This is a genomic window from Neobacillus sp. (assembly GCF_031988165.1).
Lineage (GTDB): Bacteria > Bacillota > Bacilli > Bacillales > Cytobacillaceae > Neobacillus > Neobacillus rhizosphaerae.
Window position 1 is genome coordinate 1 of record NZ_DALZYO010000033.1, and the last position, 12,112, is coordinate 12,112.

The window sequence follows — 12,112 nt, forward strand, 5'->3', positions numbered from 1 at the left end:
TAGACAGTATCACCGTGTCACTGGGGGAAATTGTCCTTTAGAACTCTTCTAATAGACAGTATCACCGAGGCACTTAGGAATATTGTCCTTTAGAGCTCTCCTATTAGACAGTTTCACTGGGACAAGGGGCCTATCCCCGGGTTACTCAAGAGAAAGATAAGAGCTGCAAGTATCGTCTACTTGCAGTCCCTTCCACCAATCTCTACTTAATAATAAGGCCGTTCAATTTCTTTCTGGCGCCATTTCGCCACTGCTTTACTGCAGAAATAGATACCTGCTCCTGTTCAGCGATTTCCCTGATCGATAAAAACTGCAAGCAGGAGGCGAGGACCCATTTCGTTTCTTTTTCCGTTAGACCTTGACAATAGGAGAGCAGCAGCTCGATTTCAAGCGGCTGATGGGAGCTTGATCCTCAATAGTGTTCCAATACTCTTCCTTTGGATTATTTTATTACTGCAGCGGGTTCGAATCCATGGATAGGCTTTTTCTTAGCTGTACTAGCACTAATTTATATTTTAATAGTACTTTTCGATATCATCGCCCAGTTATTCTATAAAAAGTTAAGTAGGAAGATATTTAAGGTGTTAGCTCCTGTTTATTTTATTGGGTTTGTGATGGTGATTTTGAGGGCAACGGGGATCTTATAGAAAAATAGTAAACGAAAAATCCACATTTTTATACATGTGGATTATTTGTCTTTAATTGAAATTGTTTTATCCTATTAAACCTTGATTTTTCCTGTACTATTACAAACCGGGCAATTAACAGAGGCATTTGGATATTCATTGATAAGTTCTTGAAATGCCAAATAGTCACTAGGATATTTGTCTTGAAGTTTATCAAACTCATCAAAATACTTATGTTCAAAAGTTTTTCCAAAGAAACACGAGTTACACTGTTTACTATTCATAGGAATCCCCCCCTATCTATCTATAGGGTTATTATATGTAATCTTAATAAGTACTATTCAGGGAGAATTTCATCAATGCTACTAAATTATTTTATCGGGAATTTATGACAATTTCCCTGTTTAATCTTATAATAAAAATAGTAAAATATACCTTTTCTATATTCAGAATCATTGGGGGATTCAAATGAAAAATACAGACAAGATTAAGGAGCTTTTACTTCTAACAGAAGATGTCATTGATAATTTGAAACAAGAATCATTTTGGCAAACAGTTCAAAGTAGAGAAGCTCTGGAGGGACTTGAAGCAACACATGAGAAGTTGAAATCGAAAAATTATACTGTGGCCGTAATTGCTGCGATGAAGGCAGGTAAATCAACCCTTTTTAATGCATTATTAGGCAAAGATATACTTCCAAATGAAACTGCTGCATGTACCGCCGCCATTACAGAAATCAAGTTTTCAAATGAACCATTTAATAAAGTATTGAAGTATCTTAAAAATGGTAAAGTGGAAACCATAACTGTTGGAAATGGTCTTACACTGGAAGAAAATTTCCACGAAGACGTACGGCAGTCTCGACAGCAAAATGGTGTTAGTTCTATAGAAAAATATTATATTGAATATCCAATTGTAGCTTTAAATAACGAAGATTATCGAGATTTAGTCGAGAATTTTATTTTAATAGACACTCCCGGACCAAATGAAGCTAATACAGGTGCCTTTGATACTGAAACATTAAAAGAAACTACATACTATCAGTTAAGAAATGCGGATGCGATCATCTTTGTCTTTGATTATGGGGTGTACAAGTCCGATACAAATGCCAATCTTATTAAGGAAATCTTTGCTGGCAGAGAGGATATTAAAAAAGATAATGACAAAATTTTCTTTGTCGTTAATAAAGTAGATACCCGGACGTCCAAAGATGGATCCAAAGAGAATGTGGTTCAAGATGTAAAAGATATGGTTATGTATCAATCTGAAAATACGTTAGTGAATCCACAAGTCCTCCCATTTTCAGCATTAATGGCTCTATACGGAAGAGCGATAAAAAATAATACCATTACGGAAAAAATGTTAGAAGATTGCAAGAATAAATATCAAGCTATTTTTTCAAATGAAGTTATTATTAACGGAAAAAAATACTTAGAGCAATTGGAACCAGAGGAACTAGCTGAAAGATTAATACCAGATTCTGATGTTATTCAGTTAGAAGAAAAAGTCATCTTGGATACTTTTAAAAAGGCTTCCTCCAAATTAATCGAAGGTGCAATTGAAAATATTGAACAAAAAACTAGCTTTATGTTGAAAACAATTGATTCCCAGATTCAGATTCAGAATAAAGGGATTGATGATCTGCGTGAGGGGATTTCGAGGTCAAAAGAGGAGATCAAGGATTTACATTTATTATCAGAGTCGATCGTGGCTGATACCGAAAACCAGCTTCAATACCTTCACCTCTCATTAAGGGATTTGATTGTAAATATGAGCTCGGAGGTTACTGCGGCTGTTGATCAGCATTTAAGAAGATATCAGAATGTTTATAAATCGGAGGACAGGAATTATTTATCTCATTTGTCTTCCCAAATTGAAAGAGATTGTAATACAGCCATTTCTACTTATTGTTTAAGAAAACAAGACGAACTTATCCGTAAATATAATGATATTCGTTACGAGTTAATCAAAAACGTCTACCAAGGGTTTAAACTGCTTTCGCAAAGGGCGGATGCTATCATCAAGAAAAACCTAGATATTGAGGTTCAATCAGAAGGGCTTATGTCGATTGACATGGGGGATATGAATGTGGAACAAGTCGGGATCTCTTCTTCTCATGGAGGTTCCTCCCACTATTCGGACCAGGATTTTAAAGATCAAACCTCACGCGGGGTTAAATCGGCTGCAACAGGAGCGCTAATGGGTTTGGAAGTTGCAGGTCCAGTAGGTGCATTGATTGGTGGCATTGCCGGGTTAATCATAGGAATTGGCACCCATCAAGAGAAGTATCCACAGCAGGAGCAAAGAACAACCTATACTCTCGATGTCACTTCGTTGAAAAGTAATATTCTAATGGAATCCGTTACATATGCAAAGAAATTGGAAGAACAATTTTTACAACAGACTGAAAAAGAAACTACAAATATCCGAAAATCTATCACAAATAGCGTCACTGATTTTATCAATACCATAAATGATTATCTAAATGGGCTAGAAAAAGAGTATGAGGATAAACGATTAGAGAGGGAGTCGTATATCAACAATTTAAGAAAATTAGAGGATAAGTTACTAAGTGCTCAAGCCAGATTAAATAAGATTAAATAGTAGTTTACTAGCGAAAGGATTTCAGTTATGGATAGGATAGGAAAGGTCATTGACCAACTCTCATCATTAAAGTCATTGCAAATGGATTTAGAGTGTAGCGAGAGTGAAAAGGATATCCTCTCGTTTAAACTGGATATATTAACTCGAGCACTGGATCGTTCGAAAAATAATGAGTTTACTATTCATGTGATCGGAACAATGAAGTCAGGAAAATCAACCTTTATTAATGCCCTGTTGGGAAGAGATCTTTTACCGAATGAAAGTGCGGCCTGTACGTTGGTTCCAGTTACTATTAAAAAGGGCCGGTTTAATCAAAAAATTGAAAAGGTCCTAACGAATGGTGAGAGTGCGTTTCTTAGCGGGAAAAAAATAGAAAATGCGTTTCTTCGGGATACTAGAAATTACCGCGCGAAGCTTGAAAATGGCCAAGTGGTTGATATAAGCAAATACAGGCTTTCTTATCCTTTTACTTGCCTGCCGGAAACAGCTGATCGTGTCGAATTATCCATAGTGGATACCCCTGGGCCAAATGAAATGAAGCAATTTGCTGATACGATTAATCTGGAACAATCTTTCTCTGAATGCTTAAAGGATAGCTCACTGATCTTTTTTGTCATTGATATTCAGTATTACAAGGATGAGGAAAACAAGAAATTATTAGATAGTATTTTAAGCTATCGTCCTGATTTGAAGGATCATGTTATTTTTATTTTAAATAAGATGGACCGATTAATGGAGCAAAAGAATGTAACCGTAGAGGGAACTGTTACGGAAATAAAGGAAACATTAGCAAATTGGGGTTTTGATAGGAATTTGGTATTCCCAGTTAGCTCTAAAAAGGCATTATTAAGCAGGCTAACAGAAAATAAGATGCATGAAAAAATCACTTTTTTGCAAAGGTTGGCAAGTTTATTTAGGAAAGAAAAGTCGATTTTGGATACCTATCAACAGGATTTTAATGAAGTGTTACCTTTAATTGAAAAAAAGGTAGAAGGGAAAGTCTTTGCTTATAAGCCTGAACCGGAAGAATATTATCAAGAGCTTTTTCAACAGTCTAATCTAAGGCGTGTGGAGGATTATCTAAAAAATACCGTGTTTCAACATATTGAAGAGTATATGAAAATGCTAAATTATGATTTAGCATCCGATAGTCAAAAATGGATACTATCCACCGTGGGGGAGCAGGTAGGGCTTCTTGATGAGAAGATTGTAGCGGTTCCAATTGATAAGCAAATGGCTAAGCTAAAGTCTGTTAAAAAGGCCATTCAAACCATTCATTCTTTTTATGATGGTAAGACAAAGGTTCAGCTATTAAAGGGAATTAGTAAAAGAGAGATAGAGAAGAAGGTTATGGATGCCAATAATCTTTACAATCGTTTTTCTTCTAGCTGCATGCCTTCTTATTCAACTAGTTGGGTTGAGTATCGTGATGATAGCGGCTGGGTTGACTCGGCTACGACTGAGCCTGGTTATCAAAAGAAACAGCTTGAAGAATATTATAGTAGAGTCTTGCACGAAGCCGCAGATGTGGCGTGTAATTGTGTCAGAAAACTTGTAAGGGAAAAGAAGGAAGTTCTAAAGAAAAATATCGGTGACTTTACCGATGATTTGGAGAAAAAGCTGACCCAATTTTATAAACAAAATGGTCGTTCCTTTAAGTTGCCTATTTCAAGAAGTACTTCGTTCTTAGTTGATGATAACTACCCGTATTATATAATGTCTGCTCCTAATCTTTATATCGAGTCAAAGCATCGCTCAAAGGAAAGGATGATTTTTAAAGGGCGTGGCGAAATTAGCTATGTTTCTTATCGTCTGCAAAATGTTAGTGATTTTAAGGATTCGGGCAGGAGAGATGTGGAGGGAATGTTTGAAGGTGCTGCAGATTTCATCTTAACTAGTTTTTATAAGGCAGTCGAGGAGCAAATTCTACCATCTTATAAGCAGCAGCTCAAGCAAGTAGTGGAGATGTTTGAAGAACGGCTAAAAGAAGTAGAAATAGAATACCAGGGTCTTGAAGAAGAATATTCATACCTATTAACAGTTAAGGAAAGATTAGTGGACATTAGTTTTACCCCTTCTACTTCACACCGGGAGCAGGAATTGGTTCCGGGAGTACTCTAGGAAAAGGCACAACTCTGGTTCAGACACTCTTCAAGGTTCCTTTTTGAAAATATCATTATCACATATAGAGGACAACTCTCGACATTTATTTTCCGAGATTTGCTGGAAAAACCCAGTCTTGAAGCAGGCTGATGCCATATTTAATTAAACGTTTGATTAGTGTTGAGATAATGGGGAATTAGTTGAAAAATGATCGTTTGTGGAGAAATCGTTCATTGGAATGAATAGAGAGATAGTTTGCATTATTATCTGCTGAAATTGTTGACAATCTTTTTGCCCGTTTAGGAAACAAAAGTCTGATATAGCAGGGACCCCAGCGGATGTAATCAAACGTTTGATTAGTTTTTTCATTAGGGGAAATGGGTTGAAATTTGTCTGTTCAGATGGAATGTGGTTGAAATAGCTAGTGACCATGGGGACGGTTCTACTGGCTTTTTTGGGAAAGGAAAAGTGATTTAAAAGACCATGAGAACCGTCCCTGTGGAGGCAACTCTGCAAAGTTGAAAGTTAGAGTCCTATTGGTATAATAATGGTAATATACAGTAAGGAGGGTTGCGACAATGGAGCCAATAAAAATAGATAATGAGGAAATCAAAAAAGTGATTTTTTCTGGTCAAGATTTTATTCAAATTGGGAATCGGAAATTCATTTTATTTGAAGTAGACCAAATCAAAGAGCCTAATATGTATGAAGTGACTGATTCGGATGAAGAAAAACAACTTTTGAAAGCATTAGAGCATGAAAATCCAGTATTATCAGAAGAGGAAATCACCAGAATGCTGGGTGACCAAAAATGAAGGTGCTCTGGAGACAGCCATTCAATCATTACTTGAGATCGACAGATGGAGATCTTCAATAGAACTATCCAAGATTGCATCTTATCTAAGATTATCAATCGAATCTTATTTCGAAATCAAAGACTTTACATTTCACATTCCAGGCAGAATTGTATTTATAAGAAATTACCCTGTTGATTTACGCATGGTACTCATTTCGGTTGGTAAATCTGACCCCTAAAAAGTGTTTTTTCGCCCCACCTCTAGAAATATTGAGATATTTTTAGTAAGACACCCTCATCAAAAACCCTTAGGATAAACCCGTCTCTGTTACCCCCTAAGCCATAGGGACAGTTCCCTCGGCTTTTGGTAGATGGAAGCAAGCGGGTCTTGTGCTTTATTTCCATTCCAAACCCAACAATTTAGGGTTCGGTTTTGCTATTTATGCAGCAGGACTGAACCCTATTTAGTTGGATTTCATCCGAACTTCATTTTGAATCATTCCGTGTTTTACAACTCAGTACACTTATATCAGTGGGGAGCCTCATCATAAGTTAATATGCTGGGTATGGGGGCAAATACTAGTAGAGATGCAATCCGTGGTTCCTTTCTAAAATAGTCTTTTGCGTCCGGTTTCAACATTCTTTTTAGGCATTTAAAAAGGCAAATCCTCAATTAGAGCATACTGAGGTTGCTTTCAAACAAACGTTTAAGTGGTATCGGAAATACGGGGAATTGATAGATTCATGTAAGTCCACGTGAAACCAGTCAAATCGTGCAAATGTGTGAGTTATTTAAGATTGTCTAATGAATTTTTCAATCTATTCATCTAACAAACTTTCAATATCTATGGTTTTACTTCCTCATAATGCTTCAGTTTATTTCATTTAAGATACTTAATTAGTGTCGTTTATCAGTTCGAAAAAGGTCTCCCAATAATCCCCTGTACTCAATATCTTTTAAAAGCTCATGACCACGCATATCAAGTGCTTGGGCAATTTTTACGAATAGGGGTAAACCTGGTAAGTGTTTATCTGTCTCAATGTTACTCATCGTTTTTCTTACTATGCGGCAGTTAAAGGCCAGCTCTTCCTGTGGCATTTGTTTATCTCGCCTCTTCTGTTCTATTAAGTTTCCAATGGTCAATATTTCATGGTTTTCCACGAGAATATCACCTTTTTACCCCATTAGATAATGTGGGTAGGAAATTAACCACGTAGTATACTAACTAAAAATTTACACAATAAAAAATTTATGGATTAGATGAAACTTTATACCTGATTCACTTTTACGCTTCGACAAGATAAAGATCATTTACTTTTTTGAAGTGGCAATACTTTTAAGGGATTAAACGCTGAAACGTTTAATCTTTATTAATATTAATTTTACGACAAGCAGCATAATGATAAACTAATATTATGAATATTTGTACTTTACGAATGGAGAAAAGAGATGAGAAAAAATCTTTTATACATTGAAGACAATAAGGAAATTGGGGCTTGGGTTAGTGAAGATTTAACTGAACGGGGCTATCACGTGATCTGGCTTACTTCGGGAGAAGGCGCAATCGGTCATATGGAGAGTGCTGATCTCGTGATCCTTGATATTATGCTTCCAGGTTTGGACGGTTTTTCAATCGGACAGCGGCTAAAAAAGGAGTTTCCAAAAACGCCATTTTTATTGCTTTCTGCTAGAACCTCAATTGACGATAAACTACAAGGCCTTCATTTTGCTGATGATTATGTAACGAAACCATTCCATCCAGATGAGTTGGCAGCACGGGTGGAAGTGCTGTTAAGACGGTTCGGCAAGATATCACCACCGCTTATTCAACTTGCCCATCTTAGTATTCATTTAGATCAAAACCTTATTGTCGATTCAAGATCGAATGCTGAAATTATTCTAACGGCAAAGCAATTTCAAATTTTCACGTATTTGCTGCGCCACCCAAACCAAATTCTCACAAAAGAACAAATATATGAAGCGGTATGGGGGAGTCCCTATATGGAAGGCGATAAAACATTAATGGTACATATTCGCCATTTACGTGAAAAAATAGAGAAAAGTCCGAGCCAACCTCAAATAATTGAAACAATCCGGGGCATTGGCTACAGGGTGAAACAATGAAAATTCGACAATCCCTATTAATGAAGTATTTGCTGATCATTACCGCAGCACTTGTCTTATGGCCTTTAGTTTTGCCTATTTATTATCTTCCGAAGGAATTCCTGGGCGAAGACGCAAAACAAAAAATAATGTACCTTGATACAGAGAAGTTAGAACAAATGTGGCATCGTGAAGCAGGTAAGTTGAATGGTGCGACGCCTGACAAAATAGACAAAAGGCTTAAAACGTTGAAAGAACAATATTCAATGGCAACTATGTTTTGGGTGGATGCGGATGGCAATACCAAGCTTATGTCGCCTAATCAATTAAATATCCCTAATCATTGGACGCTTCAAGACAGCGTTGAATTTATGAAAAAAAGTGTCGGTACAGGTCCGTTTACAATTGTGTCATATATCGGCGGCGATTCAAACCAAGGGTTTATAGTTTTTCAAGTGCCGCGTTCACTTACGGAACCGCTGTCTGCGTCCGCCATTGATGACATGTTTTTACTCCTATTCGGTTTTCTCGTTTTCGTCCTATTTCTATTTATCTCATGGTTATTTTTCTCTCAAATTCGAAAACGGCTCGTTCAGCTTCAAACCGCGATGACTGAAGCTGGTGAGACAGGAATTCCAGACAAAGTTGCAATTTCGAAAATAGACGAAATTGGGCAATTGGGACAGGCGTTTAATCATATGATTGACGAGCTGGCAAAAAGCAGAAAACGTGAACAAGAGGAAGAAGATCTTCGAAAGCAGCTGATTGCCAATATATCACACGATTTACGCACTCCTCTTACAACCATCCGTGGACACGCTTATTCATTACAGAAAGAGTCCTTATCTCCAAAAGGTAAAGAATCGCTTCAATTGATTGAAAGCAAAGTGGATATGTTAAGTCAATTACTTGAAAACCTTCTTTCCTATACGCTGTTATCGGCAGGGAAATATGCCATTGAGCTGAAAGAGACGGATATCATACGGTTAATCCGTGCTTCTCTTGCGAGTTGGTATCCGGTGTTTGAAAAAGAAGGATTTGAAGTCGATGTCCGATTGCAGGAAAAAGTGTTGGTTTGGAATGTCGATCCACAATGGCTCACACGGATCATAGACAATTTGTTCCAGAACGTAGTTAGGCACGCGAAATCAGGGGGGTATGTCGGTGTCTATGCCGAAGAAAAAGAAGGAAGAAACGTTGTTGTTATTGAAGACAGAGGACCTGGGATGAATAACAGCTCTCATGAGAAAGGAGCCGGAATTGGTTTATCCATCGTTTCACTTATGCTAAAAGAAATGAACCTAGATTGGACAATCAAAAGTTCCTCTAGCGGAACAATAATTTACCTACATGAAAAAAATTAAACGAAATTTAAACTCGACCCTACCTTCAATTTAACCTTCGATGGTTAGTATGAAGGTAGGGTTTAATTATGCCAAGCATTTGGTATTTGCTTCCACTCTAAGTTTTTATCACCGAAACGTGGTCAGTGCAATCATTGTGGGATCATCGATTAACGTTTCATACTATTTAATAAAAATGGAGGTTAAGATTATATGCAAAAAACAAATATCTGTAAATTATCAACAACTGATGAATTGAATTTCTTTGAACGTTTTACAAAATCTTCTGTTTGGCCTGCTTACGTTGGTTGTTTGCTTGCGTTCATATACGCAGTTTTCGTCCGGTTTTATCAAGCTGCTGGCGGAATGATTGGCATGCCGGGGGAAATGAAAGATCCCACAATGATTTACATGGGAAGTTACATCGCCGGTCTCGCAATTATGTTCTGTGGATTTATTTTAATTGCGCTTATTAAGCCTTGGAGTAGGATCGTTCCGCTACAGGTACCGTTGATTGGAGGCAGAAAGATTCATCCACTTATTGTATTGACTCCCACTCTTGTTGGCACTGCCTTTTTAATTGCGCACGGAGTAAGTGGAATGATTACAAAAGCGCTCCTGTTGGCCGATATCATTACAATTGATTTCCCTGAGTTTGTAGAAGTAAATGTTCGTGTACTAGCATTATGGGAATTATTTTTATACGAACCATGGTTTGTCCTTTTGGGTATTATGGCAGGCTTAACTGCCGCTCATTATGCACAAGCTTCTGGGATTCGAAAATCAACATTCAGACGAGGTACCATCCTTATTTTGATTATGGTTTTTCTCTTAACAGCACTTTTTGTGGCGTCTATCATTTTTGATTTCACTGATAAATTAAGCTTTTAAATCTCAACTTAACTAGGTGCATCATAAGCAGAATCCATGCCTATTAGATAAATCACTATGACAGCATAGTAAAATTAGGTGAAATTCTGCCTTTTTTTAATAAGTAGGGCAGCCAGTTTATGAATCTACGATTTTGCATATAGAAGATGACCAAGAAATTGGTTCATCGGTAAGCGAATTTTCAACAGATTGTGGAAATGAATGTAAGTACAAGTTATTTAAAGTAAAGTAGAAAAGGATGATTACAATGAATTCTACATCGCCATTAATGAAGATGGATACTGAAAAAGGCGTAAAACGTTGGCCTTCTTGGATTGGATACATGGCAGCTGTCTGGTCATTACTCTATGGGGCTGTGCATCTTTATTGGTTAATTCGAGGAGAAGGATATCCTTTTAAAAATGACAGCTTGGGAATGTTTTCTGCATTAGTCACTTATTTACCCGCTCGAGTTGGCGGTATCGTTTTTGTTATTCTTTGTCTCTTAGGTATTGGCATAGGTATTGCCATGCAAAAATCGTGGGGAAGGATGCTTCCTCGATGGCTGGTTCTCACCTATGCCTGGGTATTCGCAGCTGCCTTGCTCCTCTTTATTCCAGATATTAGTTTGATTGCTGCCATGGCTTATGCCTTCATGTTTAAATTTGCATTCAACTGGCAAATGTTCAATCAAATCGTTTGTATTATAGGTGCGCTTCTTTGGATTTCTACTGCTGTTGTCTATTATCGAAGAACACGCAATGCCTGTGAATATTGCGGTCGGACAGAGGACGATAAACCTTCTTTGCTCTTGAGTTGGGGTCGGAGGATTACTATAATGGCTGCCCTTGCTCCACTGCCTTATGCACTTACACGTTTTGCCTGGGCACTAAATATTCCTCTCGGCGTTGATGCACATTTCTTGAAGGATTTTTCTAACATAAATCCGATGGCTAATATTACAGAATGGGTATTTGGATCAGTTTGTATTGGTGGTGGTATTCTCACACTTGGATTGATTCAGAAATGGAGTGAAGTTTTCCCTCGTTGGTTCCCATTCATCGGTGGCAAAAGAGTGCCCATCCTTTTAGCGGTCATTCCTGCGTCGATTGTAGCGATTGCGGTAACAGCCGCTGGGCTCGTCTTTACCTTCTCTTTTTTTGCTGTTACATTTCACCTTATGCCAGCCGACGACATCTTGCTCAGCTCAATCGGAGGTACCATCGGGCCGATGCTTTTCTGGGTCCCATGGGGAATAACACTTGGTCTTGCAACTATCGTCTATTACTATCGCCGGCGTGGCAGATGTCTCCATTGTGGAAATGATCATAACGCTTAACGAAAACGTCAGGGCTTTTCCATCCTTTTCCTGATAAAATCTTTACGGTGTATAGACAAAATATTCTCTTGCCAGACGGATAAAAAACCTATATATCAGGGTTTTCAGCGTATTTAATCAAACGTTTGATTAGGAAGAAACAGAGAAGAATCTAGTCGAAGTATGCATCTTTCTATAATCAGTCCTCCTAAACTAGCTGGCCAACATCCGGAAAGGGATAGCAAGCTTTTTGTTTTAAAAGGCTACCTTATTCAATGCTACTTCCTACAATAACAGGAGACAATTGGTCAAAAGGGGTTACTCTAGGAAAAGGCACAACTCTGGTTC

The 12,112-nt window shown here is 37.7% G+C and carries 10 protein-coding genes; 7 read left to right on the forward strand and 3 right to left on the reverse strand.

What is annotated here, in order from left to right; genetic code table 11:
• Nucleotides 1–202: 202 nt before the first annotated feature.
• On the reverse strand, nucleotides 203–385 hold the full coding sequence (locus RTR43_RS25660; RefSeq protein ID WP_396954597.1) for a sigma factor-like helix-turn-helix DNA-binding protein: 183 nt from the start codon (nucleotides 383–385) through the stop codon (nucleotides 203–205).
• 336 nt (nucleotides 386–721) lie between these two features.
• Complete coding sequence (locus tag RTR43_RS18290) at nucleotides 722–910, reverse strand: hypothetical protein (protein WP_312473657.1); 189 nt, start codon at nucleotides 908–910, stop codon at nucleotides 722–724.
• Nucleotides 911–1,094: 184 nt separating this feature from the next.
• On the opposite strand from RTR43_RS18290, the gene RTR43_RS18295 reads away from it, so the two are divergent.
• The 3 genes from RTR43_RS18295 (at nucleotide 1,095) to RTR43_RS18305 (ending at nucleotide 6,148) form a co-directional block, all read left to right on the forward strand.
• A complete protein-coding gene (locus RTR43_RS18295) occupies nucleotides 1,095–3,230 on the forward strand; it encodes a dynamin family protein (RefSeq protein WP_312473658.1) in 2,136 nt (711 codons plus the stop codon).
• Between the two features lie 27 nt (nucleotides 3,231–3,257).
• Nucleotides 3,258–5,351, forward strand: a complete 2,094-nt coding sequence (locus RTR43_RS18300; protein WP_312473659.1) for a dynamin family protein — start codon at nucleotides 3,258–3,260, stop codon at nucleotides 5,349–5,351.
• 560 nt (nucleotides 5,352–5,911) lie between these two features.
• Nucleotides 5,912–6,148, forward strand: a complete 237-nt coding sequence (locus RTR43_RS18305; RefSeq protein ID WP_312473660.1) for a hypothetical protein — start codon at nucleotides 5,912–5,914, stop codon at nucleotides 6,146–6,148.
• Nucleotides 6,149–7,027: 879 nt separating this feature from the next.
• Here RTR43_RS18305 and RTR43_RS18310 read toward each other — a convergent pair.
• Nucleotides 7,028–7,291: a helix-turn-helix transcriptional regulator gene (locus RTR43_RS18310; RefSeq protein WP_312473661.1), complete on the reverse strand. Its 264-nt coding sequence runs from the start codon at nucleotides 7,289–7,291 to the stop codon at nucleotides 7,028–7,030.
• Nucleotides 7,292–7,579: 288 nt separating this feature from the next.
• Between RTR43_RS18310 and RTR43_RS18315 the strand changes: the two genes are divergently transcribed.
• The 4 genes from RTR43_RS18315 to RTR43_RS18330 all read left to right on the forward strand — a co-directional run bounded on the left by RTR43_RS18315 (nucleotide 7,580) and on the right by RTR43_RS18330 (nucleotide 11,785).
• A complete protein-coding gene (locus RTR43_RS18315) occupies nucleotides 7,580–8,254 on the forward strand; it encodes a response regulator transcription factor (RefSeq protein WP_312473662.1) in 675 nt (224 codons plus the stop codon).
• Nucleotides 8,251–9,597 (forward strand): HAMP domain-containing sensor histidine kinase, encoded by a 1,347-nt coding sequence (locus tag RTR43_RS18320; RefSeq protein ID WP_312473663.1) that lies wholly within the window; start codon nucleotides 8,251–8,253, stop codon nucleotides 9,595–9,597. Before RTR43_RS18315 ends, RTR43_RS18320 begins: the two co-directional genes overlap by 4 nt.
• Before the next feature lie 192 nt (nucleotides 9,598–9,789).
• The gene (locus tag RTR43_RS18325; RefSeq protein ID WP_312473664.1) at nucleotides 9,790–10,467 is read left to right on the forward strand and encodes a DUF3995 domain-containing protein; all 678 of its coding nucleotides are present in this window, start codon (nucleotides 9,790–9,792) and stop codon (nucleotides 10,465–10,467) included.
• A 247-nt stretch (nucleotides 10,468–10,714) separates the two neighbouring features.
• Nucleotides 10,715–11,785, forward strand: coding sequence for a hypothetical protein (locus tag RTR43_RS18330; RefSeq protein ID WP_312473665.1), 1,071 nt, complete (start codon nucleotides 10,715–10,717; stop codon nucleotides 11,783–11,785).
• The last annotated feature ends 327 nt before the right edge of the window (nucleotides 11,786–12,112 follow it).